We start from the raw sequence: 25139 nt of genomic DNA, 5'->3' as shown, positions 1-25139 counted from the left end.
GACTGAATTGGTGGACCCTCTTTTGTTGCAGGACACAACCACATCGCGGATGAAGCCCGCCGTCGCGCTCGAGGGCATATCGAAGTCCTTTCCCGGCGTGCGCGCCCTTTCGGATGTTTCGCTCGCGCTCTATCCCGGTTCGGTGACGGCGCTTGTCGGCGAGAACGGTGCCGGGAAGTCGACCCTCGTCAAGATCCTGACCGGCATTTATCAGCCGGATGCAGGCGCAATTCGGGTGGGGGACGCGGAAACGACGTTTCCGACCGCGCTTGCCGCCGCCCGCGCCGGTGTGACCGCAATCCACCAGGAGACGGTCCTTTTCGACGAACTCTCCGTTGCCGAAAACATCTTCCTCGGCCATGCGCCGCGCAATCGCTTCGGCTTCATCGACTGGAAGAAGCTCAATGCCGATGCGCGGGCCTTGCTGCATCGCGCCGGCGCGGATTTCGATCCGACGATCCGGCTGCGGGACCTCGGCATCGCCAGGAAGCATTTGGTGGCAATCGCCCGTGCGCTCTCGGTCGATGCGCGCGTCGTCATCATGGACGAGCCGACAGCCGCCCTGTCGCACAAGGAAATCCACGAGCTCTACGCCCTGATCGAGCGGCTGAAAGCCGATGGCAAGGCCATCCTCTTCATCAGCCACAAGTTCGACGAGATCTTCCGGATCGCAGACCGCTATACGGTTTTCCGCGACGGCACGATGGTCGGCGAGGGCTTGATCGCTGACGTTAGCCAGGACGATCTCGTGCGCATGATGGTCGGCCGCGCCGTCGGCTCCGTCTATCCGAAGAAGGAGGTCCAGATCGGTGAGCCGGTGCTGACCGTCTCCGGCTATCGCCACCCGACCGAATTCGAGGACATCAACTTTGAACTGAGGCGCGGCGAAATCCTCGGCTTCTACGGCCTCGTGGGCGCCGGGCGGTCGGAATTCATGCAGTCGCTCATCGGCATCACCCGGCCGTCGGCCGGCGCGATCAAGCTGGGCGGGCAGGTGCTGGTTATCCGCAGCCCGGCCGAGGCAATCCGCGCGGGCATCGTTTATGTGCCGGAAGAGCGGGGACGGCAGGGTGCGATCATCGGCATGCCGATCTTCCAGAACGTCACCTTGCCCTCGCTGTCGCAAACATCGCGCTCCGGGTTCTTGAAGCTCGCCAACGAATTCGCGCTCGCACGCGATTACACCTCCCGGCTTGATCTCCGCGCCGCCTCGCTCGACCAGGACGTCGGCACGCTTTCCGGCGGCAACCAGCAGAAGGTCGTGATCGCCAAATGGCTCGCGACCAAGCCGAAGGTCATCATCCTCGACGAACCGACCAAGGGCATCGATATCGGCTCCAAGGCCGCCGTCCACGCCTTCATGAGCGAACTTGCGGCCGAAGGCCTGAGCGTCATCATGGTATCCTCGGAAATTCCCGAGATCATGGGCATGTCGGATCGCGTGATCGTCATGCGCGAGGGGCGGATCGCCGGACGCTTCGAGCGGGCCGAACTGACCGCCGAAAAGCTGGTGCGCGCGGCTGCCGGCATCGAAGCGCAATCGAACGGTAGGGCCGCATGATGGCGAAGCTCCTGAAGAATCGCGAAATCCTGCTCGTCGTCGCCATCGTCGCGCTCGTCGCCCTGATCGCGTTGCGCTTTCCCGCTTTCGTAACTCCGGCAAGCTTTGCCCGCGTCTACAACGACACCTCCATTCTGATCATTCTGGCGCTCGGACAGATGGCGGTGATCCTCACCCGCTGCATCGATCTGTCGATGGCCGCCAATCTTGCGCTGAGCGGCATGGTCGCGGCCATGTTGAACACCGCCTTTCCCGGCCTGCCGATTCCCCTGGTCATTCTTGCCGCGATGGCGCTCGGCGGCCTGCTCGGCATGATCAATGGAACGCTCGTCTGGAAACTCAACATCCCCCCGATCGTCGTTACGCTCGGAACGCTGACGATTTATCGCGGCCTGATCTTCCTCCTGACAGACGGCAAATGGATCAACGCCCACGAGATGAGTGATACCTTCAAGGCGCTGCCGCGCCTTGAGCTCGCCGGCATGCCGGTGCTGTCCTGGCTCTCGCTCCTGATGATCACACTGATGTACCTGGTGATGAGCCGCACGCCGCTCGGGCGCGCCTTTTATGCCGTCGGCGGCAATCCGCACGCCGCCGTCTATACGGGCATCGATGTCGGCCGCACGCGCTTCTTCGCCTATTGCCTTTCGGGCACGCTCGCCGGCCTTTCCGGTTATCTCTGGGTGTCGCGCTATGCAGTCGCCTATGTCGACATCGCCGCGGGCTTCGAGCTCGATATCATCGCGGCCTGCGTCATCGGCGGCATTTCGATTGCCGGCGGCATCGGTTCGGTGGGAGGCGCCGTGCTTGGCGCACTGTTCCTGGGCGTGATCAAGAACGCGCTGCCGGTCATCAATATTTCGCCCTTTGCGCAAATGGCGATTTCCGGAACGGTCATCATAATCGCCGTCGCCGTCAACGCCCGTGCCGAAAAGCGCAAGGGCCGGGTCATTCTTAGAAAAGCGGAGGCGGTCTGATGACGGACGCTCACCTTTTTCCCCGCAACATTCCGGACCGTCTGCAGGGCCGCGGTGCACGCATCCTGAAAAGCTGGGAAAGTCTGCTGCTTGCCGTCGCCGTCGCGATCTTTCTCGGCAATTCACTGGCCTCGCCCTATTTCCTCGATCCGTGGAACCTCTCCGACGCCACCTTCAATTTCACCGAGAAGGCGATGATTGCCTTCGCCATGGCGCTCGTCATCATCTCCGGCGAGATCGATCTTTCGGTCGCATCGATCATCGCGCTCGCCTCGACGGCAATGGGCTATGCCGTGCAATTGGGCGTCGATACGCCGGCGCTCGTCGCGATCGGCCTTGGCGTCGGCGTCATCTGCGGCATGGTCAACGGGCTGCTCATCACCGGCCTCGGCCTGCCGTCGATCGTGGTGACGATCGGTACGATGAGCCTGTTTCGCGGGCTCTCCTTCATCGTCCTCGGCGACCAGGCCTTTACCGGCTATCCCGAAAGTTTCGCCTGGTTCGGCCAGGGCTATGTCTGGTGGGTGTTCTCGTTCGAGTTCACGCTCTTCGTGCTGCTCGCCGTCCTTTACGGCGTGCTGCTGCACAAGACGAATTTCGGCCGCGCCGTCTATGCCATCGGCAACAACCAGACGGCCGCGCTCTTTTCGGGCGTGCGTGTGGCGCGGGTGAAGTTCATTCTTTTCGTGCTCACCGGACTGATGGCGGGCCTCGCCTCGATCTGCCTCACCTCCCGCCTCGGCTCGACACGCCCGTCGATCGCACTCGGTTGGGAGCTGGAAGTGGTAACGATGGTCGTTCTCGGCGGCGTCAACATCCTGGGCGGCTCGGGCACCATTCCCGGCGTCGTGCTGGCGGCGCTGATCATGGGCATGGTCACATTCGGCTTCGGCCTCCTGAACGTGCCCGGCATCGTCATGTCGATCTTCATCGGCCTGCTACTTATCTCGGTCATCGCCCTGCCGATCCTTTGGCAGCGTGCCCGCCGCCGTCTTGCGAGTTGAGGTTATCCATGGAGAAATACGCCTTCCGCATGCGGCTCAATCCGGGCATGGCTGCCGAATACAAGGCGCGCCACGATGCGATCTGGCCTGAACTGGTCGTCCTGCTCAAGGAAGCGGGAATTTCCGACTATTCTATCCATCTCGATGAAGAGACCAACCTTCTCTTCGGCGTGCTCTGGCGGACCGACACGCACGGGATGGCGGAGCTTCCCTCGCATCCGGTCATGCGGAAGTGGTGGGCCTACATGGCCGATATCATGGAGACGCATGCGGACAACGAGCCCGTGGCCGTGCCGCTGAAGACCGTTTTCCATCTGAGCTGACGATGAAGACGGTCGCTGTCATCGACATAGGCAAGACGAACGCCAAGGTCGCGCTGGTCGATCTCGAGCGTTTCGAGGAAATCGCCGTGCGCAAGGCGGGAAACGGCGTGGTCAATGACGGTGTTTACCCGCATTTCGATATCGATCGCCTTTGGCGCTTCATTCTCGATAGTCTCGGCGCGCTCAATCGTGAGCACGCGGTAGACGCCATATCGGTTACCACACACGGGGCGACCGCCGTCCTGCTCGATGACGCCGGCGAACTCGCCCTGCCGGTTCTGGATTACGAATTCACCGGGCCGGACGCCCTGGCCGAGAACTACGACCTGGTTCGCGCGCCGTTCTCCGAGACCGGTTCGGCGCGCCTGCCGATGGGCCTGAATGTCGGCGCGCAGCTCTTCTGGCAAGAGCGCATGTTCCCGGAACAATTTGCGAAGGTCGCGACGATCCTGACCTATGCGCAGTATTGGTCCTATCGGCTGACCGGCATAAGAGCGAACGAATTGACGTCGCTCGGGTGCCACACCGACCTCTGGAATCCGGAGGCCGCGACGTTTTCGTCGATGGTCGAGGCGCTCGGCTGGCGCAAATTCTTCGCGCCCGTGCGCAGGGCGAGCGACGTGCTCGGCGGATTACGGCTGCAACTGGCAGATCAAACCGGTATGCCGCCGAACCTCCCGGTCTATTGCGGTATCCACGATTCGAATGCCTCGTTGCTGCCTCATCTGCTGACACGCAGTGCGCCGTTTTCGGTCGTCTCGACCGGAACCTGGGTCGTGATCCTCTCGGTCGGGGGCGACAGGGTGGATCTCGATGAGAAACGCGACACGCTGATCAACGTCAACGCCCTTGGCGATCCGGTGCCCTCGGCCCGCTTCATGGGCGGCCGCGCCTTCTCGACGCTTGTGGGCGAGGACCCGCCCGCGCCTTCGCACGAAGCGGAGCGTGAAGTTCTGGCTGCGCGCCACATGCTTCTTCCGTCGGTGCCTGTGGGCTCAGGGCCGTTCCCATCGATCAGTGCCCGCTGGACGGCGGAAGAAGAGGCACTTGCTCCAGCCGAGCGGCTGGCCGTCGTTTCCTTCCATCTCGCCCTGATGACGGCGACGTGTCTCGATTTGATCGGCGCAAAAGGAGAGATCGTTGTCGAAGGACCCTTTGCCGCCAACACCGCCTATTTGCGGATGCTTGGCGCGGCCACGGGCAGGCAAGTCCTTGCCGACAGCCACAGTGCCACAGGGACCAGCCTTGGTGCGGCCTGCCTGGTGGAGGGCGTTCGTGTCCGGACCGGGGCGGAGCGTTTCGTAGACACCGCCCCGGGTGACTATGCGGGATATGCCGAAGAATGGCGCGCGCTCACAGCTATGCATGTGCAGCGTGCAGTCGGCACGTAAAGTTTACCCGCACAGAATGTATAGGCGAAGTAGTGTCGTCGTGTTGAGCAAATGGATCAGAAAACCGCGTTCCGGTTCACGGATCGATTATGTTCAAGATTGATGACGATCGAAATTGCCGTCATCGTCAGGAATGCAGTGATGGCGGCGCCTATTCCAAGAACAATCATTGTTCATTTCCTGTCGGCGCACCATCATGATGTCGCCCAGCCTGCGTGAAAGTTATTGTCGGCGGTCTGCGCCTTTCCACTCTCGCTTCGATACGCGACCGAAAGTAGAAGCACAATTCTAAACTCTTGTGATTGAAAACCTGTTGTTGTCCGGATGGAACAGTGACGGTTCGCTGCAGTGCAAAAAGCCGACGCCCCCGAGGTCGTCGGTGAATTTTAGCAATTCCAATTACGGGCCACGAGCCGTTAACTTTCAAGCAACGAATTAACCATAAACATGGTCGCACACGTCGGAATAGGAAGTCTCAGGTTCTCCTCAAGGCATGACGCCGCACCGCCGTACCGGTTCCGGTCCGGTATCCATTCTTCACCGAAATTGCTTGCGGGATGGACGATGGCAGACGCTGCGGCGCGCTGATCGCATGGATCGGGCGTGACCACCGCTGGCCCCTGGCCGGCCCTCCCCAGGCGAGTTTCGATTGCGCACTACGGCGCCACACGTCTGTTCAGACGCTGATGTCGCTGTAACACTTTGAATTTCTGCATGATTTCACCTTAGATCGATCCCGATCCAAGGAATTATGCAGTAGCGGGGATCAGTGTGAAGCAGGACGCGTCGCCAGAACAGGCAAGAAGGGGCCAAGCGGCAAGCTTGCTTGAGCGCCTGCGTTTTGCCGGGCTCGACGAAGATGGCTGCGCGCTCTTGCGCCACCATCGCGAGACCCTTTCGCCGCGCATCGACCCTGCGCTTCGGGACCTTTTTCATCGATTTCAGACTTTTCCGGATGCCGCCCGCCATTTCGACAGTGACCGCCAGCTCGATCGGCTGCACGATCTCCAATCGTCACATTGGAACGTCCTGACTGACGCCCGTTTCGACGGGCTCTATGCAGAGCGCGTGAAGGTGCTTGCCGATAGCGAAGGGCGCATGGGCCTCGACCCGCGCTGGCAGATCGCGAGTCATGCGGTGGTGCTGGAGCATCTGCTGACCGGTCTAATAGGGGATGCATGGCCCAACTCCCTGCTTCCCTTCGGCAAGAACCGGAAGAAGGAACTCTGCGATCTCGTCGCCGTGCTCGTGCGCACCACCTTCGTCGATACGGAAATTGCGGTGTCGCTGCGCTTCAATGCGCTCAGGCAACAGCACCAACGGCAACTCGCCGAGCAGCGCAGAGACGATGAAACGGAAGTAAGCGATCTTTTCTCGGACTTTCTGCAGGCGCTCGGTGACGGTGATCTTGCTGCCCGCCTGCCGGAAAGCGGTTCGGATGCATATCAACCGATCGTCGCAAGCCTCAACGCGTCCCTGGAGCAGATTCAGGCCGCTTTGCAATCCGCTGACGAGCGTGCCGTAGCGGCGGAAACGATGATCTTGGAGCTGCACGCCCGCGCGGCTGAATTCTCCGGCAAGGCTGGAGGCGAAGCCGAGGCGCTCTCCCGCCAGGCAGCAACACTCGGCGGCATGACCGAACGCGTGCGTGCCGGATCGGCACGCATCGGCGAAACCGAAGCGAAGGCGAACGAAACGCGCATTGCGGTGGAGCGGAGCGGCGAGATTGCCGGGCAGGCGATTTCGGCCATGGCCGATATCGAGGCCTCTGCCGAAAAGATCGGTCAGATCATCGGTGTGATCGACGAGATTGCCTTCCAAACCAATCTTCTGGCTCTCAATGCCGGTATCGAGGCAGCGCGCGCCGGCGACAGCGGCCGCGGCTTCGCGGTGGTCGCCCAAGAGGTCCGCGCACTCGCGCAGCGCTCCGGCGAGGCGGCGCGCGAGATCAAGCAGCTTGTTACGGGAACCAAGGCCCAGGTCGAGGCCGGCGTCGAGATGGTCGGCCGGACCCAGGATGCGATCAGCAGCATCGTCGAGCAGGTGATTTCCATCAACGCGGCCGTCTCGGGCATCGCCCGCGAGGCCGAAGATCAGGTGAGCGATCTTCGTACCGCCGCCTCTGAAATCGGCGGGATCTCGCAAGCAATCCAGCAAAGCGCCGCGTTGGCGGAAAGCGCCGCGGGATCGTCGGAGGATCTGTATGGCGTCATCGTGGAACTCGGCCAGTCGATCCGCAGGTTCCGCCTCGAACGGCATCAAGCGGCACGCGCCGCCGCGACCTCCACCCCGGTGCTGTCGCGCGCTTCGCAGCGCGCGGAGGCGCAAGTCGGCTACGAGGACGCGATCACACTGCTCGATGACGGTGCCGTCTCGGGGCGGCACGTTGCAGGACGGCACCACTAGTCTTGGGCGAAGCATTTTAAAGCAGGCACGCGAGGAAGTCGAAATGGCCAGCAAGAAGACCGCTCAGAAGACGCTCAGGCTCGCTCCTGTGCTCGATCTGAATGAGGCGACGGCGTTGCATGAAAAGCTCCTGGCGCTGAAAGGGAGCGCGGTCGCCATCGATGCCTCCGCTGTCGAGCGGATCGGTGCGCTCTGCGTACAGGTGCTGATCGCCGGCGCAAGAAATTGGGAAGAACAGCAGCTGTCTTTCACCTTCGCCAAGGTGTCGGACGCATTCGTTAAGACGACACAGCTCATCGGCGTGGACATCGATCCCCTGATGGCAAAGGAGATTTGAGAAATGAAGAAGAGAGTTCTGACTGTCGACGACTCCCGCACAATCCGGAACATGCTTCTCGTCACCCTCAACAATGCCGGATTCGAAACGATCCAGGCCGAGGACGGCGTCGAAGGGCTTGAGGTCCTGGAGGAAGCCAATCCGGATGTCATCGTTACCGATATCAACATGCCACGCCTCGACGGCTTCGGTTTCATCGAGGGCGTGCGCAAGAACGACCGCTACCGCGCCGTGCCGATCCTGGTGCTGACCACGGAGAGCGACGCCGAGAAGAAGAACCGTGCCCGGCAGGCGGGGGCTACCGGCTGGATCGTCAAACCGTTCGACCCGACCAAGCTGATCGATGCAATCGAGCGCGTAACGGCCTGAAATCCGAGGACAGCCTCCAATGGATATGAACGAAATCAAAGAGATTTTCTTCCAGGAATGCGAGGAGCAGCTCGCGGAACTGGAGTCGGGTCTCCTGAAGCTCAACGACGGTGATCGCGATCCGGAAACGGTCAATGCGGTCTTTCGCGCGGTCCACTCCATCAAGGGGGGCGCCGGCGCGTTTGGGCTGGATGATCTCGTATCGTTCGCGCATGTGTTCGAGACGACGCTCGATTGCGTTCGATCCAACAGGCTGGAGCCCAATCAGGACGTCCTGAAGGTCATGCTGAAGTCGGCGGATGTGCTCGCCGACCTCACGAATGCTGCCCGCGACGGCGGCAGCGTCGATCAGGCCCGCAGCCGCCAACTGATCAAGGAACTCGAGGCGCTGGCCAGTGGCGAGCTGCCGCAGGCGACTGCTGCCGAGCCGACGTTCAAGGCGGCGCCCACACCAGTTGCCGCGCCTCCTGTCAACGAGGAAGGCTTTCAGCCCGTTGCCTTCTCCTTCGAGGACTTCGAGGCGGACGAACCGGCCGTGATCGAGGCCCCCTGCTACGAGATCGTCTTCAGGCCGAAATCCGAACTTTATGCCAAGGGCAATGATGCCACACTGCTTCTGCGCGACCTGTCGCGCCTCGGCGAGATGAGCATTCACTGTGATATGGATGGAATGCCGCCGCTGGATCGAATGAATCCGGAGGCCGCCTACTTCTCCTGGAAGATTTCGCTGAAGACGGACAAGGGCGAGGAGGCAATCCGCTCTGTGTTCGAATTCGCGGAATGGGACTGCGACCTCGACATCGCCTTGGCCGGCGGCTGCGCGGTCGATGCCAGCGAGGAGCTGCCGATGCAGCCCGTTCCCTTCGATCTCTCGATGCTGGACGAGGCACCGGCCGGTTCGGCTGAAGAGGAAGAACAATTCGCCAGCCGCGACCGCGATGCGGCCGTTTCGGCGGCTGGGACGGCAAGCAATGTCTTGCAGATGGCTCAGTCCTCCACCCGGGCTCCTGCGGAAGCTCAGAGGAACACGACGGCTGCGGCCAGCGCGGCTGCCCAGCAGGCGGCCTCCGCCGCCACCCCCACCATCCGCGTCGACCTCGATCGCGTCGATCGCCTGATCAATCTCGTCGGCGAACTCGTCATCAACCAGGCGATGCTGTCGCAGAGCGTAATCGAGAACGACACGAACGGTACGTCGTCGATCAATATGGGTCTCGAGGAACTACAGCAGCTCACCCGCGAGATCCAGGACAGCGTCATGGCGATCCGCGCTCAGCCGGTGAAGCCCGTTTTCCAGCGCATGTCGCGCATCGTCCGCGAAATTGCCGACATGACCGGCAAGTCCGTTCGTCTCGTCACCGAGGGCGAGAATACGGAAGTGGACAAGACGGTCATCGACAAGCTGGCCGAACCGCTGACGCATATGATCCGCAACGCCGTCGACCACGGCCTTGAAACCCCGGAAAAGCGGCTTGCCGCCGGCAAGAATGCCGAAGGCACCGTGCGCCTGACGGCCAAGCACCGTTCGGGCCGCATCGTCATCGAGCTTGCCGACGACGGCGCCGGCATCAACCGCGAGAAGGTGCGCCAGAAGGCGATCGACAACGATCTCATCGCCGCCGACGCCAACCTCTCGGACGAGGAAGTCGACAACCTGATCTTCCATGCGGGCTTCTCGACCGCCGACAAGATCTCCGACATTTCCGGCCGAGGCGTCGGCATGGACGTCGTCAAGCGTTCCATCCAGGCACTCGGCGGGCGCATCAACATCTCGTCGAAGCCCGGGCAGGGCTCGATCTTCACGATGAGCCTGCCGCTGACGCTTGCCGTCCTCGACGGCATGGTGGTGACGGTTGCCAACCAGACGCTGGTCGTGCCGTTGACCGCCATCGTGGAAACGCTTCAGCCCGAGGCCGCCGCGATCCACAGCTTCGGCGCCAGCCAGCGCCTGATCTCAATCCGCAACTCCTTCTGCCCGCTGGTCGATGTCGGCCGCATCCTGAACTTCCGCGCGACGCAGGCCAATCCGGTCGAGGGCGTCGCGCTGCTGGTCGAGTCCGAAGGCGGCGGCCAGCGCGCCCTGATGGTCGATGCGATCCAGGGGCAGCGGCAGGTGGTGATCAAGAGCCTTGAGGCGAACTATACGCACGTCCCCGGCATCGCTGCAGCCACCATCCTCGGCGACGGTCGCGTGGCGCTCATCCTCGATGTCGACGCCATCGTCGCGGCCTCGCGCGGGCAAACCCTGAAACCTGAAATGTCTCTTGCTGCAGCCGGATAATACCTATGACCTATGCCGCAAAAAATCTGACGACTGGCGGACGGGAGCTCATCGCTTTCCGCGTCGGCGATCAGGAATTCTGCGTGAACATCATGGCGGTCCGCGAAATTCGCGGCTGGACACCGGCTACGCCTATGCCGCATGCGCCATCTTATGTGCTCGGCGTGATCAATCTGCGCGGCGCGGTGTTGCCGATCGTCGATCTCTCCGCCCGCCTCGGCATGAAGCCCGCCGAGCCGACGGTTCGGCATGTGATCATCGTCGCCCAGGTGAGGAACCAGGTGGTTGGGCTCCTCGTCGACGCCGTTTCCGACATCCTGACCGTCAGGGACGAGGACGTCCAGCCGACGCCGGACATTTCGTCCGAATTCGAGAAGACATTTGCCCGAGGCGTATTGGCGATCGAAGGCCGTATGATCTGCCTGGTCGAACTCGAAGCGGTTTTCCCCCATGAGGAAAGGGAGGCGGCATGAGAGCTCAGGCCATTCTCGAACAGAAACTGTCGCCGGACGATTGCCTTGCGAGCGGCGAATATCCGCTGACGCGCCGCGATCTCAACGAGATCGCTGCGATGATCTATGCCGATGCCGGGATCTATCTCAACGAATCCAAGGCGTCGCTCGTCTATTCGCGGCTGTCGAAGCACATCCGCAATCTCGGGCTCAAGGGTTTTCGTGATTATTGTCTGCTCGTCGGCTCGTCGGCCGGCGCAGCGGCGCGACGTGACATGCTCTCGCACCTGACGACGAATTTCACGCGCTTCTTCCGCGAAAACCACCATTTCGAACACCTGAAGACGGACGTGCTGCCCAAGCTGATCGCCAGCGCGAAGAGCGGCGGACGCGTTCGCATCTGGTCGGCGGCATGCTCCGACGGTCAGGAGCCCTATTCGATCGCGCTCACGGTTCTGTCGTTGCTGCCGAACGCCGCCGACTATGATTTCCGCATTCTGGCGACGGATATCGATCCGAAGATCCTGGCACTTGCGCGGGCCGGGGCCTATGACGCGACGGCGCTCGAAACGGTCAATCCCGCCATGCGCAAGCAGTGGTTCAGCGAAGTCAATGTCGGCGGGCGCGTCAAGTGGCAGATCGACGACCGCGTCAAACGGCTGATCACCTTCAACGAGCTCAATCTCATGGCGCAATGGCCGATAAAAGGGCCCTTCGATGTCATCTTCTGCCGCAACGTGGTGATCTATTTCGACGAGCCGACGCAGATGAAGATCTGGTCGCGCTTCGCCGGCGTGCTCAACACCAACGGGCATCTTTATATCGGCCATTCGGAGCGTGTGTCCGGGGATGCCAAGTCTGAGTTCGACAATATCGGCATCACCACCTATCGCCATACCGGCAAGTTTCATGGAGTCCGCGCATGAGTGCTCCCGCACGCGTTCTCGTTGTCGATGACTCCGCCACCATGCGCGGCCTCATCACCGCCGTGCTGAATGCGGATCCTGACGTGACCGTCGTCGGCCAGGCAGCCGATGCGATCGAGGCACGCCAGGCGATCAAGCAGCTTGATCCCGACGTCGTCACGCTCGACATCGAGATGCCGAACATGAACGGGCTTGAGTTTCTCGATAAGATCATGCGGCTGCGTCCCATGCCGGTCATCATGGTCTCGACCCTGACCCACAAGGGCGCGGAAGCATCGATCGCCGCGCTCGAAATCGGTGCCTTCGACTGTGTCGGCAAGCCGCACCCCGGCGATCCGAATCCGTTCGGCGATCTGATCGACAAGGTGAAGGCGGCCGCACGCTCGCAGCGAAAGCTCCTCATCACCGGCAACAAGGCCGCCGCCCCGACCGCCGCTAACGCAAATGCCGTTTCCGACTACAGGGCTGGCCGCAAGATCATCGCCATAGGCGCATCGACCGGCGGCGTCGAAGCTCTGATCACCGTGCTGCAGAAGTTCCCGGCCAATTGTCCTCCGACCGTGATCACGCAGCATATGCCGCACACCTTCACCAGGAGCTTTGCGGAAAGGCTTAATCGCCTTTGCGCGCCGACCGTCCAGGAGGCGACCGACGGCGCCCGCCTGGAGGTCGGCAAGATCTATCTGGCGCCGGGCGGTGAACGCCACCTTCAGGTGGCCAATGCAGCCGCGCCTTGCTGCCGCCTCGTCGATCGCGACCCGGTCAACGGCCATCGGCCCTCGGTCGACGTGCTGTTCGATTCGGTTGCCGAACTCGCGGGCCGCAACGCGATCGGTGTCATTCTGACCGGAATGGGCCGTGACGGCGCGTCCGGTCTCCTCAAGATGCGACATGCCGGTGCACGTACCTTCGGACAAAACGAAAAGACTTGTGTCGTCTACGGCATGCCGAGAGTTGCCTATGAATTGGGTGCTGTCGAAACGCAGCTCCCCCTCGGGTCGATCGGGGAGGAGATCCTGAAGACCGCAGCAGCCCGAAAAGAAGGAAGCGAATAATGTCCATCGCCGAAAAAATAAAAGTTCTGATCGTCGACGATCAGGTGACGAGCCGTCTGCTCCTGGGCGACGCCCTGCAGCAGCTCGGTTTCAAGCAGATCACCGCAGCCGGCGACGGGGAACAGGGCATGAAGATCATGGCCCAGAACCCGCACCACCTCGTTATCTCGGATTTCAATATGCCGAAAATGGACGGGCTCGGACTGCTCCAGGCCGTGCGATCGAACCCGACGACGAAGAAAGCTGCCTTCATCATCCTGACCGCGCAGGGCGACCGCGCGCTGGTGCAGAAGGCAGCCGCCCTCGGCGCCAACAATGTTCTCGCCAAGCCGTTCACGATCGAAAAGATGAAGGCTGCGATCGAGGCGGTGTTCGGGGCGCTGAAATGATGACCGAGGCCGCCGGCAGGCGCGTGCATGTCATCCAGGGCGAGTTCAAGGTCATCAACGATCCGAATATCGTTCTTTCGACCATTCTCGGGTCCTGCGTGGCCGCCTGCATGCGTGATCCGGTGATCGGCATCGGCGGTATGAATCATTTCCTGTTGCCCGGCTCCGCGACTTCGAACTCCAGCGGGGACGCCACGCGCTATGGCGTGCACCTGATGGAACTGCTGATCAACGGTCTGTTGAAGCAAGGCGCCCGTCGCGACCGATTGGAAGCAAAGATCTTCGGCGGCGCCAAGACAATTGCGAGATTCTCGAATGTCGGCGAGCAGAATGCCGCCTTCGCGCGCCAGTTCCTGCTGGACGAAGGGATCCGCATCGTCGGCGAAAGCACGGGCGGTGAGCACGGCCGCAAGCTGGAGTATTGGCCATCCTCCGGGCGTGCCCGCCAATACGCGTTGACGGGGATGGAAGCACAACGGGCAATGCAGATGGACCAGCGACCTGCGCCTGTGCCGAAGCCGGTGGAAAGCTCCATCGAATTCTTCTGATCGTGCTCGACCAGCCGAACAACGCACTTCCGAATTCCATTTCGCAGACGACGTGAGGACAGACCATGCAGATCGACTACCAGGGCCATGGGCCTCACGCCGAAGAATCCTTGCCCGCTGTACTCATGCGCATCGTCACGGAGCTCCATGACGTCGCCTACCTCATCGAACGCATCGAGCCGCAGCTCTACGGCAATCGCGGCGTGGCCTCATCCGATGCGTCCGAGCAGGTGATGGTGCTTCAGGGCATCGACCTGGCCGTGCAGAAGACGCGTGGGCTGGCCGAATTTATCGATACGATCACGGCATCCATTCCCGACACCTGGCTTGTCGACGTCACGACCGCGGTCAACCTGGTCAAGCTTGCGGACATGAAAAAGGCACTGGGCAGCGGCATGCTGCGCCATGGCCATTCGCAGCCCTTGACGAAAGCCTCAGGCGACTTCGAAGCGTTCTGACGTCGCATTGATCGAGTATTCGAGGCGGGATTGTCCCTGATCCCACATTGAGGGAGAGTGCCCTCACCGTGCAGCGTCCTTTGAATTGCCGCCTGTTTTGCCTTCAAATCGGCTGCAATCTAAGGAAACGTGCAGTAGCCCTCTCTCTGTCAGGATGGGAGGGAGCTTGAGAAGCGGCCGCACCCTTCGGCGATTCTCCCTATTCTTCGTCAAGTTCGCGCAAGTTTCGCTGCCTAGCTTCGCATCCGGGGCTGGTAGATTCGCGCGTATTGGACATCGGCTGAAGCGCAAGCCGATACCCAGCAAACCCGAACATTGGAGCTGCGCATGGCGCAGGCCGGATGACCGGCTTGGCCGTCTTGCGATACTGGGTGCGGAAACAGAATGAATCTGTTCGATCAATTCTCGACGTTCACGAAAAACCTCGGCAATCTGGGGCAAGGCAAACTGATCGCGCTCGCCGTGGCCGGCATCGTAGCGGTCGGTTTCGTCCTCGCGGCCGGGATCTACGTCAACAGACCATCGTTTGAAACGCTCTATGTCGGCCTCGAGCGCAGCGACGTCACCCAGATCAGCATTGCGCTTGCCGAGGCAAACATCGATTTCGACGTAGGATCGGACGGCGGCAGCATCCAGGTTCCGGTCGGCATGACCGGCAAGGCCCGCCTGTTGCTTGCGGAGCGCGGTTTGCCCAGCAGCGCCAATGCCGGTTACGAACTCTTCGACAATGTCGGCTCGCTGGGCCTCACCTCCTTCATGCAGGAAGTGACGCGCGTCCGCGCACTTGAAGGCGAAATCGCCCGCACCATCCAGCAAATCTCCGGTATCGCCGCTGCACGCGTGCACATTGTGATGCCGGAACGCGGAAGCTTCCGCAAGGCCGACCAGACGCCGACGGCGTCGGTCATGATTCGCGCGAGCGCAACGGTTGGCCGCAGTGCCGCCGCCTCGATCCGTCACCTCGTCGCTTCTTCCGTCCCGGGGCTCGATGTCGATGATGTCACGATTCTGGATTCGACAGGACAGCTTCTCGCCTCCGGCGACGACCCGGCGAACAGCGCCCTCAACCAGTCGCTTGGCGTCGTCCAGAATGTCCAGACGGATCTCGAAAAGAAGATCGACAATGCGCTCGCGCCGTTCCTCGGCATCGATAATTTCCGCACCAGCGTGACTGCGCGGCTCAACACCGATGCGCAGCAGATCCAGGAAACCGTCTTCGATCCCGAGTCGCGCGTCGAGCGCTCGACCCGCGTGACCAAGGAAGAGCAGAAGTCGAGCCAGCAGCAGCCGGACAACGCCGCCACCGTTCAGCAGAACGTGCCCCAGGCTGCACCGCGCGGCGGCGCCGGCCCACAGTCCAGCGACGAAGCGGCGAAGAAGGAAGAGCAGACCAACTACGAGATCAACAGCAAGACGATCGCCACCGTCAAGAACAGCTATTCGATCGAGCGGCTGTCGATCGCCGTCGTCGTCAACCGCGGCCGCCTTGCGGCGATGGTCGGAGAGACGGCCGATCAGGCGAAGATCGACGCCTACCTGCAGGAAATGCAGAAGATCGTTTCGTCGGCCGCGGGCGTCGATGCTAGCCGCGGCGACGTCGTCACGCTGAACGCCATGGATTTCGTCGAGACGCAATTGCTGGACCAGCCGGTGGCCGGACCGGGGGTCATGGAAATGCTGACGCGCAATCTCGGCGGCATCATAAACTCGCTTGCCTTCGTCGCCGTTGCTTTCCTGGTGGTTTGGATGGGCATGCGGCCGCTCGCCCGCCAGATGGGTTTCGGCGGCAAGGCGGGCCAGTTGGAAAGCGAAGCGGCCGGTCTCGAACTGCCGGACTTCTCTCCGGTCGGCGCCGGCGCCGGTGGGGCGCTCATGGAAGGCTTCGGCTCGGACTTCGGCTTCGACAGCACCGACGACCTGCTCAACCTCGGCGAGGAGGGCGGCAGCTTCAATCGACGCGTCAAGGAAGGACCGGAACGGCGGCTTGCACGCATGGTGGAGATCAGCGAGGAGAGGGCAGCGAAGATTCTGCGCAAATGGGCCCTCGATCGGGCCGCCTGACGGCCGTCGCCAAGGCAACCGCCGCTTCGCAAAGGATCCCGCCCAAGTGGCGGGATTTTTTTCGCCCCGAAGATTCCGGGTGTGACTTGTGGCTCTGCGTTGAATATTAGCGGACCTCGAAGCGTATTGGCGGCCGGACGAGGGCATGGTGTCAAGAATCCGCCGCCGCCGCCCGAGTCTCGGTCGTTATGACCGGCACAAAGGTTAACAATAAAGTAACATTTATAGATTCGAAGCCGCGGGCGACGTCCGGGTTAGTGGCGTAATCTACTGGTGGTATTGTGCCGAATGTTCAGATCGCCATAAATATAGTTTGCTTAGGCTCAAATAAAACGAGTGATCGGCGTTCCTCTATTCGTTGCATTCCTGTGGACAGACTGTCCAGGTGCTGATGCATTTTGGCAACAGGTGATACGCTAAAGTAAATGCCACTTTTATTTCGTTAGAAGCGTTGGAGTGAAAAAGCACGTTTGGGCGCCGCAGAAACTGGGCTTTCAACCGCGCACATCAAGGCGCACGCTCGTCCAGATTGTCCCGTCTGAAAAATGAGCCTGTATTAAAGTCATTGAATATCAATATGATACTTTACTGGTCCCGTTATTCCTGTCTTTGGCCTTTTGATTTCGAAGCAGGGGGCAGGCACATGATTTCGTCAGCGAGCGTCGAAGTAAATGGCCAGCGGACGCCAGTGGTTTTTCCAGAGACGCGATGTACAGTTTAGGAACTGATTCGCGTCCTGACTTGCGGATGGCGGTGAATATCGGCTCCGGCCGAACTGTCGGCGACGACAGCAAGCGCATGTCCAGGGCGTCGAATTCAGCACGGGGGCTGAAGTTATGGACGTTTCGCAAGCAGAGGTCGTCTGGCCTTTGCAGACGGCTGTGCCGCATAAGTGCGGCCGGGGGATTTCGAGGGAACAATTGATCCGGCGGCTCGCCGAAACCGCCGAGCGCGGTGGTTTCGCAAACGCACTTGCGGCGCTGACGGAATATGTTGGCGCGACCCACTACCTCCTCGCTCGCCACGAGCTTTCTCAGGACAGCGGGCTCGATTGCATTGTCTGCTCCGACTGGCCGTTCGACGTTGTGCGGAGATTGGCGGCTATCGTCGTGGGCTTGAACGCCAAGACGACAGAACTGGAGAAGTGTCTCGCGGTTCTGCAGCCGTGCTTTCACGCGATGCCGGACGATGTGGACCTGCCGCGCGGCGTCAGCCGGGAATATTGCGTCGTCGCTTTCAATGTCGGACGAACGCGGTTCTCGCTCATGCTCTTGTTCCCCGCAGATGTCATCCTGTCGCAGGAGGGCCTGCGCGACATCGCACTGCTGGCGGCCTATGTCGCAAGCCTGAAGACCAGCGTCGATGTGCGGCAAGAGCGCGAATGCGAGCTGACCGAGCGTGAAATCGAATGCCTGTTCTGGATCGCTGAAGGCAAGACGAGCGAGGAAATCGCCGTCATTCTCGGCATATCCCGCAATACGATCAACAACTACATCACCAGCGTGATGCGAAAGACCGCGACACGAACGAGGTCGGAAGCGATCGCCCACGCCGTTCGCAACAATCTCGTCTAGGGGAGGCATCGATGGTTAATTTTGTCACGGCCGGCCGCCCCGACGACGATAGCCGGCTGGGCAGGAACGGGCGAGCGGCGCGCGCGGCGACACTGGTGACGCGGCTGCAGGCGATGCAGCGGCACATCAACGCGAAGAACTTCGCCGTCCTGCGCGTCAATGGCAGGGGCTTGCCGACGGCGCGCAAACTCGCCTGTGTCCTCCACAATTGGGGCACGGCGTGCGAAGCGAATGCCCACGATCTTGTCGCTACCTATGGTGAAGAGCTGCTGGCGCACCTCGACCGTTCTCTGCTGCCGGTCTTGTGGGACGGCATGGGCGAACACCAGACCGCCGAATCCGCCGATTTCCGCCCGTTCGCGCACCGGCTGACGGGGCGAAAACTCATCTATTCGGGGATCGCCTTTCCAGTGCGGCTCGGCGCGCAGGGCAACGGCTTCGTCGTCTTTACCGGCAGCTACATCGATGCGTCCAGCGAGCAGGTCGTCGACCTCCACAGTCGCAGCTGCAACATCATGACGGATATGCTTGCGACGGACGAAAAACGGCTGTTTCAGGCGGAAGCGCTCAGCGACCGCGAGATCGCCTGCCTGCAGATGGCCGGCGACGGCCACATCAGCGAGGAGATTGCCGACAAGATGGGCCTCTCCGTGCACACGGTGAATGCCTATCTCGGCGCGGCCACGACGAAGCTCGACTCCGTCAACCGCATCCAGGCGATCGCCAAGGCCATACGTCTCGGCTACATCAGCTGACGAACGGGAACGCCCTGGCCGGAGTGCCATGAGCGCGTAAGACCGGCTTCCCATCAGTGTTAGCTGGCGAGAGGAAGGGCGTAGGATTTGACGAATTTCGCCTCTTCCAGGCTTTTCGCGAGGAAGGCAGTGTTTTCGTCTGCATCCGTGGAAGGATGCTGAAAGCTGATATGGCTGATCTCGACGCCGGCAGTGTCGTTGCCGAGGGTGAGCCGGGCGTAGACAGTGACGCCGCGCGGTTTCAGTTCCAGGTCGAGGACGATCTCCGGGGCGCTGTCCCAATCGAGATTGTAGTTGCCGCCGAGACCGAAATTCACCGTGCCCGGCAGAAAATAGAGTTCCGCGGCAGACTCCACGAGGTCAGCGAGGCTCGCATGGGACTCGAACCGTAAGAGTGCGATGAAATCCGCCGCGTCGACCAGACGCAGTTCCGTCGCCACCGGACGGATTGCCTCCGCCACTATCTGTTCGCGTTTTTCGGAGAATTCGCACTTTTTCATCGAGATCACGTCACCCGTTTTTGTTGCGGCTGAACTGCATAAACCCGGTGAATGAGTTCGGCGACTGCCTTGTAAAACACCGGTGGAATCACACTATCCACCGAGACTTGTGCAAACATGGAGCGTGCAAGCGGCGGATCCTCGAAGACGGGTATGCCGTTTTTCTCGGCAAGTTCGCGGATCTTGAGTGCGACCAGATCCTGGCCCATGGCAACCACTACCGGCGCATCGTTTTCCTCGCGCACGTAACGCAGGGCGACGGCATAATGTGTCGGGTTCGCAATCACCAGTGTTGCACGCGGCACCGAGGAAATCATGCGCTTGCGCGCGCGGTCACGCTGGATCGAGCGCAACCGCGACTTGACGATCGGGTCGCCCTGGGACTGCTTCAGTTCTTCCTTTACCTCCTGCTTTGTCATCATCAGTTCGGTGTACCAATGGTGCCGGGTCCAGAAGAGGTCAACGATCGCAAGCACAGCCGTCGCCAAGAGGACGACGATCATGATCTGCTTGAGGTCGGACGTCATGGCCGTGAAAATCGTCACCGGGTCGGAGAACATCAGATCGAGGGCGGCGAAATAATCGTTCCACAGAACAAGGACGACGATGATCGAAACGACAATGACCTTGAACAGGGACTTGCCGAATTCAACGAGCCCCTGCACGCCGAAGATGCGCTTGAAGCCGGCCGCTGGCGATATGCGATTCATCTTCGGCTGAATGCGATCGAGGACGGGACGGGGGAGATTCTGGAAGATCGACGATCCGACACCGAAGATGATGAGCAGCACGAAGATCGGGACGAGCAGCGCCGCCGATTTCAGGAGGATGTGCGAAATCAGCGCAACGACGTCGGTCGATGTTTCCAGCCGCCAGGCTTCCGGTTGCTCGAAGATGTCCTTGAGAGCCTCGGCGACGCTGGCCGCGCCATCCGACAGAAAAAAAACGACGAAGATGTAGATCGCGAGCGTCGAGGCGAACACCGTCACTTCGCGGGAAAACGGGACGTTACCCTTGTCGGCGGCATCGGAGAGCTTCTTCTCCGATGGCGCCTCGGTTTTGCTGTCCTTGTCCTGATCATCCGACATGAAACGGGAAGCCCCCGGCGGTTGCTACATCGAGCGATCACGCGAACCTGCCCGCGATGCTCTCCTCATGTCGTGAACCGGGAAGCTCTGACGTGCAAGGGTCTGGCGATCCCGGTGGGGCCGGCTCAACAGGAATTATAGAGCCGCGATCGCGACAGGCCTCAGGCGGCCTCCGCGTCCTTGTCCTTGAGCTCCAGCTGTCCGCTGGCGGCGAGGCGGATCGCTTCCTGCGTGATCGACCGCCGGGCGATCGCGATGTCGCGGGGGTTGATGCCCGCATCGCCGACAGCCAAGTCCGATTCGATCATGCGGCGCTGCCGGGCGCCGATAGACGCGAGGATCGATTCGCGCAGTTCCGGCGCCGAGCCGCGAAGCGCCATCGTGATGATGTCGGTGGAGACATCGTTGAACAATTGTACGCGGCTTCTTTGCGGCATGAAGAGAATGTCGTCGAAGAGGAAGATCTTCGGCCGGACCTTTTTGGCCGAGTCCGTGTTGATCGTCTCGAGCGAGGCGAGCAGCGTGTCCACCTGTCCCTTTTCGAGTTCGTTCATGACCTCGGCGATCTTGGCCGGTCCGGGCGAGTTGCGCTCGGCTTCCATCTCGTCGATCATTTCCATGACGCGCGCTTCGATGATCGCGGCTGCCTTTGGGCTTACGTTCTTTATGTTGACGGCGCGGTTGAGGATATCGGGCCGATGCGTCTCCGAAAGCTGCAGCAGCACCTTGGCGCCGAAGCTCGATGGCATCATCGAAAGGACATAGGCAATGGTCTGCGGATGTTCCTTGGCGAGCGACTGGGCAACGAGCACCGGATCGCAGTCCTGCAGACGATCCCAGATATTCGCCTCGTAGGATTGGAAGGTCGCCCGGCGTCCGAGCAGCCCGTCGACCTCGTCCGGCGTCAACCCTTCTTCCAGAATGCTTTCGATCGCCCGGGCATTGTCCATCAGGCCCGCGCCTTCGGTGAAAAGATCTTCGAACTCGTTGACGAGCGTTTCAAGTTCGTGGGGCGGGATGGCGCGCAGCGACTGCGCCGCGGCGATGATCGCCTGCAGCTCGCTCTGGGTGAAGAACTTCAAGAGCTTCCCGGCCACGGACTTGCCCATGGCGAGCAATACGGCGGCCGCCTTGTCTGTCTGGCTCAGCGGATGTGCCGGCGTCTGTGCCCCGAAACTTTCGAAATCCATCATGGATTTATCCCTCGCCCCTTCATCGGGCCTATGATTTCTTGCTTCCCTTGATCTCGATGAGCTTGACGCCGAAACGGGTCACATCGCCCTCGAGAACGGTAATTTCACCACGGCCGATCACCCGGCCATTGACCATGATTTCGACTGGCTCGCCGATCTTGCGATCGAGCGCGATCGTTGCGCCTTCGGCCAAGCCCATTAGTCCGGAAACCTGCATCCGGCTGGTGCCGAGCACGATCTGGACATCGATCGGAATGTCCATGATCAGATCGAGATTGGCCGTCATGCCGCTGCCTGGCGCGGATTCGGTCGCCAGCTCCGCGACATCGAAGCCGCCATCGCCGAAACTGCCGCCGGCGTCGAAAGCGCCGTTCATTCCCGCACCGGCGAAGTCGCCGCCAAAGCTATCCGCGCCGAAGTCGCCGCCGAATGCGCTTGCGGTATCGGTCGCGTCGCCAAAGTCGCCGCCGAATTCTGTTGCCATATCCAGTGCGCCGGTGGAGCCGAAGTCGGCGCCAAAATCCGTCACCTGCTCGCCATCCTTCTTGAGAACGCCGCGCAGGTCGTCGATCGCCTGGTCGAGCTCCGTGTCTTCGACGGCGAATCCCGCCTGTTCCTGGATGGGTGCTGCTTTCTTGGGTGCCATGTGCGAATTATTCCAGTTGAAGCTTGCCTCAGGCATTCTGCCGAGACGCGGCTGTTAACCCATGATGTGGCGGAGGATGTCCTGTTCGGAGCCATGCGTGTCCTTGATCCGGACCGTATATTTCGCCCCCGATCGGCCGAACTCGCAGACATAGAGCTCGCGTCCGTTGGCGTTTACGTCGACGCGGACGTCCTGCCCGTCATGAAACGGGATCACGTCTCCCGGCTGCAGGCGGCTGATCGTGTCGAGCGTCAGGCTTTCCAGCCGGACGCGCGCCTCGAGCGTCACCGCGGAGCGACGAACCTGTTCTTCGAGCTGCTCCGTCCATTCCGACTTTGCCTTGTTATCCTGACCGGCGCCTTTGGGCGGGACGATCTGCGTCTTGAGGAGAACGCTTTGGGGAACGATCACCGAAAAGGTTGAGAGCACCGGGCCGAGCCCGATCGTCATATCGATCGAGGCCGCGTGAATATCCTCGATCGCGGGATCCGGTTTGAGGCGAGCTTCGCTGTTGTATGGGCGGCTGACGACGGGCTCGAAGCCGCCCGGCGCGTTTACAGCCGTATGCAGCACGTCGGCGATCTTTTCGAAGATCGGTACTGCGACGTCGATCTCGATCTGCGACATCGATCGCGGCTGAGGCTCCCCGATGCTCGTGGGCTCGGCGCCGAGCAGGGCTTCGACCAAGGTGATGAGAACCGGGCTGTCGCAACCAATCTGGAAATCCTGGCACCAGTTGCGCAGCGAAACGTCGGCAAGCAGGACACCGTCGCCGAGACCCGCAACGAGCTCGTTCCTGAGACCGGTCTTGAAACCGGCATAGCCGATCGCAATGTCGTGCCCGATCTCAGCCCTATAGATACCGGGAAGCAACTCGCCGAAGACCTGGCCGAGTTCGAGTGCGATCCGGCCGATGGTCTTGTCGTCGCCGAGCGCGCCGATCATGCGCGCAAGCAGCCTCTTGTCGAATGCGTGGACGTTCGATGCGGTGCCCGGGTTCATGTTACGCCGCCTTGCTTTCGCTGCCGCCGCCCGGGTTCATCATCTCCTGTTCGACCGCGTCGATCGACGGCCGCTCATAGGCCGAGATGGTCTTGCGGCCATATTCGAGCGCGACCTGCGGGACCGAGCCGTTCATGTAGGCAAGCAGAGTCTGCTTGACGATGACGTAGAGGCGGTTCTGCTTCTCGCGCACCGCCTTGATGTTTGCGACGAGCGGGCCGACGATCGAATAGGAGAGGAACACACCCAGCAACGTTCCTACGAGTGCGGCGGCGATCTTGGCTCCAAGCACTTCCGGAGCTTCGTTGATCGCGCCCATCGCCTTGATGACCCCAAGAACCGCCGCGACGATGCCGATCGCCGGCAGCGCGTCGCCCATGGTTGTCAGCGAGTGGTAGCACTTCATCTTGTCGTGCGTGATTGTCTGGATTTCCTCGTCCATCAGCGCCTCGATCTCGTGCGAGCGGGCGTTGCCGATGATGATCAGTCGGACATAGTCGCAGATGAAGGCGGTCAGTTCCTTGTTCTGCAGGACTGTGGGGGCGGACTGGAAGATCGACGATTCTTCCGGGTTGTCGATGTGGCTTTCGATCTCGTTGCGGGATTTGGTTCTGAGATCGCGCATCAGGCTGTAGAGCACACCGAGCGTATCGAGGTAGTGCCGCTCCTTCGGGACCTTGTGCCGGAAGGCTTCGCCGAGCGCCCTGCCCGTGTCTTTCACCACCTTCATCGAGTTGGCCATGATGAAGCCGCCGATGCCGGCACCGCCGATGATCATCAGCTCGAAAGGCTGGTTCAGGACTTCCAGGTGGCCGCCCATTGCCAGATATCCGCCGAGGATACAGCCGAAAGTCACAAGAAGCCCGATGATGATGTTCATTGTCGATACCTGTCGCGATCGTGATTTTCCGTTGACGGAATAGGATTTCATCCTTGCGTGAGGCTGTTCGTGAAGCCCCGTTGAAAGCCGCGCGCGGAACAGGTTCGCGCAAGCCAGTCAGGTCAGGATTTGCGACGTCGGGCCTTCGCGCCCGGTTTTTATTCGGGCAGGGCGAAGCGATCGTGACCACGACCTATACGAGCTACAAGCTGATCACCGCCGATTTGACGAAATCGCTGGAGCGCGTTTCCGAACAGCCGGACGTCGCCCGCGAGACGGAATATTACCTGTCGAAGATCGGCGGCATCAAAACCGTCGACGATTTCTTCGCCGACAGCCGGCTCTACAACTACGCGATGAAGGCGCACGGTCTCGAAGACATGGCCTATGCGAAGGCCTTTATGCGCAAGGTGCTTTCCGAGGGCATCGACAGCGACGATGCCTTCGCCAACAAACTGACGGATGGCCGCTATAAGGCGCTGGTCGAATCCCTGAATTTCGCGCGCAATGGCGAGGCGGCGACCTCGTTCGACCGCGCGCAAAAGGGCGTAGCCGACAAATACGCGCGCCAGACGCTGGAACAGAACGCCGGCGAGGAAAATGCCGGCGTGCGGTTGGCACTCTATTTCTCGCGCATGGCGCCGACGATCACCAGCGGTTACGCCATCATCGCCGACGAGGCGCTGGCACAGGTCGTGCGCACCGCTCTGCAATTACCCGACGAGTTCGCAGCGACCGATGTCGATCGCCAGGCCGAAGCCTACGAGGCGGCGATCGACCTCAAGGACTTCCAGGATCCCGAAAAGCTGGCGGCGTTTCTCGACCGCTTCACCGCCCTTTGGGAAGTCAACAATTCCACGGACAGCTACGATCCGCTTGCGGTTTTCGGTTCATCGAGCGGCTACGGCATCTCCTCCGATCTGCTCCTGTCCATCAACAGCCTGAAACTCGGGGGACGCTGAA

General features: G+C 61.2%; 25 protein-coding genes. 19 read left to right on the top strand and 6 right to left on the bottom strand.

Annotation, left to right across the window (positions count from 1 at the left end):
• Positions 1 to 49: 49 nt before the first annotated feature.
• The 18 genes from ILFOPFJJ_RS12890 (at position 50) to visR (ending at position 18867) form a co-directional block, all read left to right on the top strand.
• Complete coding sequence (locus ILFOPFJJ_RS12890; RefSeq protein WP_173510927.1) at positions 50 to 1561, top strand: sugar ABC transporter ATP-binding protein; 1512 nt, start codon at positions 50 to 52, stop codon at positions 1559 to 1561.
• The gene (locus tag ILFOPFJJ_RS12885; protein WP_173510926.1) at positions 1558 to 2538 is read left to right on the top strand and encodes an ABC transporter permease; all 981 of its coding nucleotides are present in this window, start codon (positions 1558 to 1560) and stop codon (positions 2536 to 2538) included. The genes ILFOPFJJ_RS12890 and ILFOPFJJ_RS12885 overlap by 4 nt, the downstream gene beginning before the upstream one ends.
• On the top strand, positions 2538 to 3542 hold the full coding sequence (locus ILFOPFJJ_RS12880) for an ABC transporter permease (RefSeq protein WP_173510925.1): 1005 nt from the start codon (positions 2538 to 2540) through the stop codon (positions 3540 to 3542). Before ILFOPFJJ_RS12885 ends, ILFOPFJJ_RS12880 begins: the two co-directional genes overlap by 1 nt.
• Positions 3543 to 3550: 8 nt before the next feature.
• The gene (gene rhaM / locus ILFOPFJJ_RS12875; RefSeq protein ID WP_173510924.1) at positions 3551 to 3865 is read left to right on the top strand and encodes an L-rhamnose mutarotase; all 315 of its coding nucleotides are present in this window, start codon (positions 3551 to 3553) and stop codon (positions 3863 to 3865) included.
• Positions 3862 to 5256 (top strand): FGGY-family carbohydrate kinase, encoded by a 1395-nt coding sequence (locus ILFOPFJJ_RS12870; protein ID WP_173511506.1) that lies wholly within the window; start codon positions 3862 to 3864, stop codon positions 5254 to 5256. The genes rhaM and ILFOPFJJ_RS12870 overlap by 4 nt, the downstream gene beginning before the upstream one ends.
• 771 nt (positions 5257 to 6027) lie before the next feature.
• Positions 6028 to 7662 (top strand): globin-coupled sensor protein, encoded by a 1635-nt coding sequence (locus ILFOPFJJ_RS12865; protein ID WP_173510923.1) that lies wholly within the window; start codon positions 6028 to 6030, stop codon positions 7660 to 7662.
• A gap of 43 nt (positions 7663 to 7705) precedes the next feature.
• Entirely contained in the window at positions 7706 to 7999 is a 294-nt protein-coding gene (locus tag ILFOPFJJ_RS12860; RefSeq protein ID WP_153438461.1) for an STAS domain-containing protein, read from the top strand.
• Positions 8000 to 8002: 3 nt separating this feature from the next.
• Positions 8003 to 8368, top strand: coding sequence for a response regulator (locus tag ILFOPFJJ_RS12855; RefSeq protein ID WP_065784641.1), 366 nt, complete (start codon positions 8003 to 8005; stop codon positions 8366 to 8368).
• Positions 8369 to 8387: 19 nt separating this feature from the next.
• Positions 8388 to 10649 carry a chemotaxis protein CheA gene (locus ILFOPFJJ_RS12850; protein ID WP_173510922.1) on the top strand — a complete coding sequence of 754 codons (2262 nt, stop codon included), beginning with the start codon at positions 8388 to 8390 and terminating at the stop codon, positions 10647 to 10649.
• A gap of 5 nt (positions 10650 to 10654) precedes the next feature.
• Positions 10655 to 11122 carry a chemotaxis protein CheW gene (locus ILFOPFJJ_RS12845; RefSeq protein ID WP_173510921.1) on the top strand — a complete coding sequence of 156 codons (468 nt, stop codon included), beginning with the start codon at positions 10655 to 10657 and terminating at the stop codon, positions 11120 to 11122.
• Positions 11119 to 12027 (top strand): protein-glutamate O-methyltransferase CheR, encoded by a 909-nt coding sequence (gene cheR / locus ILFOPFJJ_RS12840; RefSeq protein WP_173510920.1) that lies wholly within the window; start codon positions 11119 to 11121, stop codon positions 12025 to 12027. Before ILFOPFJJ_RS12845 ends, cheR begins: the two co-directional genes overlap by 4 nt.
• Positions 12024 to 13082, top strand: coding sequence for a protein-glutamate O-methylesterase CheB (cheB, locus tag ILFOPFJJ_RS12835; RefSeq protein WP_173510919.1), 1059 nt, complete (start codon positions 12024 to 12026; stop codon positions 13080 to 13082). Before cheR ends, cheB begins: the two co-directional genes overlap by 4 nt.
• Positions 13082 to 13471, top strand: coding sequence for a response regulator (locus tag ILFOPFJJ_RS12830; RefSeq protein ID WP_034851752.1), 390 nt, complete (start codon positions 13082 to 13084; stop codon positions 13469 to 13471). The genes cheB and ILFOPFJJ_RS12830 overlap by 1 nt, the downstream gene beginning before the upstream one ends.
• Positions 13468 to 14019: a chemoreceptor glutamine deamidase CheD gene (gene cheD / locus ILFOPFJJ_RS12825; protein WP_173510918.1), complete on the top strand. Its 552-nt coding sequence runs from the start codon at positions 13468 to 13470 to the stop codon at positions 14017 to 14019. The genes ILFOPFJJ_RS12830 and cheD overlap by 4 nt, the downstream gene beginning before the upstream one ends.
• A 65-nt stretch (positions 14020 to 14084) precedes the next feature.
• Positions 14085 to 14477, top strand: a complete 393-nt coding sequence (cheT, locus tag ILFOPFJJ_RS12820) for a chemotaxis protein CheT (protein WP_173510917.1) — start codon at positions 14085 to 14087, stop codon at positions 14475 to 14477.
• 384 nt (positions 14478 to 14861) lie between these two features.
• Positions 14862 to 16538, top strand: a complete 1677-nt coding sequence (gene fliF, locus ILFOPFJJ_RS12815) for a flagellar basal-body MS-ring/collar protein FliF (RefSeq protein WP_173510916.1) — start codon at positions 14862 to 14864, stop codon at positions 16536 to 16538.
• 836 nt (positions 16539 to 17374) lie between these two features.
• A complete protein-coding gene (gene visN, locus ILFOPFJJ_RS12810; protein WP_173510915.1) occupies positions 17375 to 18112 on the top strand; it encodes a transcriptional regulator VisN in 738 nt (245 codons plus the stop codon).
• Positions 18113 to 18123: 11 nt separating this feature from the next.
• Positions 18124 to 18867 (top strand): transcriptional regulator VisR, encoded by a 744-nt coding sequence (gene visR, locus ILFOPFJJ_RS12805; RefSeq protein WP_173510914.1) that lies wholly within the window; start codon positions 18124 to 18126, stop codon positions 18865 to 18867.
• 59 nt (positions 18868 to 18926) lie between these two features.
• Here the strand turns inward: visR and ILFOPFJJ_RS12800 are convergent, their stop codons facing one another.
• The 6 genes from ILFOPFJJ_RS12800 to motA all read right to left on the bottom strand — a co-directional run bounded on the left by ILFOPFJJ_RS12800 (position 18927) and on the right by motA (position 24176).
• The gene (locus ILFOPFJJ_RS12800; protein ID WP_210267406.1) at positions 18927 to 19367 is read right to left on the bottom strand and encodes a BspJ family T4SS effector nucleomodulin; all 441 of its coding nucleotides are present in this window, start codon (positions 19365 to 19367) and stop codon (positions 18927 to 18929) included.
• A 5-nt stretch (positions 19368 to 19372) separates the two neighbouring features.
• Positions 19373 to 20455, bottom strand: a complete 1083-nt coding sequence (gene flhB / locus ILFOPFJJ_RS12795; protein WP_173510913.1) for a flagellar biosynthesis protein FlhB — start codon at positions 20453 to 20455, stop codon at positions 19373 to 19375.
• A 161-nt stretch (positions 20456 to 20616) separates the two neighbouring features.
• Positions 20617 to 21648, bottom strand: a complete 1032-nt coding sequence (fliG, locus tag ILFOPFJJ_RS12790; protein ID WP_173510912.1) for a flagellar motor switch protein FliG — start codon at positions 21646 to 21648, stop codon at positions 20617 to 20619.
• A 28-nt stretch (positions 21649 to 21676) separates the two neighbouring features.
• Positions 21677 to 22294 carry a flagellar motor switch protein FliN gene (gene fliN, locus ILFOPFJJ_RS12785; RefSeq protein ID WP_173510911.1) on the bottom strand — a complete coding sequence of 206 codons (618 nt, stop codon included), beginning with the start codon at positions 22292 to 22294 and terminating at the stop codon, positions 21677 to 21679.
• A gap of 54 nt (positions 22295 to 22348) precedes the next feature.
• The gene (locus tag ILFOPFJJ_RS12780; protein WP_173510910.1) at positions 22349 to 23296 is read right to left on the bottom strand and encodes a FliM/FliN family flagellar motor switch protein; all 948 of its coding nucleotides are present in this window, start codon (positions 23294 to 23296) and stop codon (positions 22349 to 22351) included.
• Between the two features lies 1 nt (position 23297).
• A complete protein-coding gene (gene motA, locus ILFOPFJJ_RS12775) occupies positions 23298 to 24176 on the bottom strand; it encodes a flagellar motor stator protein MotA (protein WP_173510909.1) in 879 nt (292 codons plus the stop codon).
• A 182-nt stretch (positions 24177 to 24358) separates the two neighbouring features.
• On the opposite strand from motA, the gene ILFOPFJJ_RS12770 reads away from it, so the two are divergent.
• Entirely contained in the window at positions 24359 to 25138 is a 780-nt protein-coding gene (locus tag ILFOPFJJ_RS12770; protein ID WP_173510908.1) for a DUF1217 domain-containing protein, read from the top strand.
• Position 25139 lies beyond the last annotated feature (1 nt).

It is taken from the genome of Sinorhizobium psoraleae (assembly GCF_013283645.1).
Classification (GTDB): Bacteria; Pseudomonadota; Alphaproteobacteria; order Rhizobiales; family Rhizobiaceae; genus Sinorhizobium; species Sinorhizobium psoraleae.
This window is presented reverse-complemented; position numbering and strand designations above follow the sequence as displayed.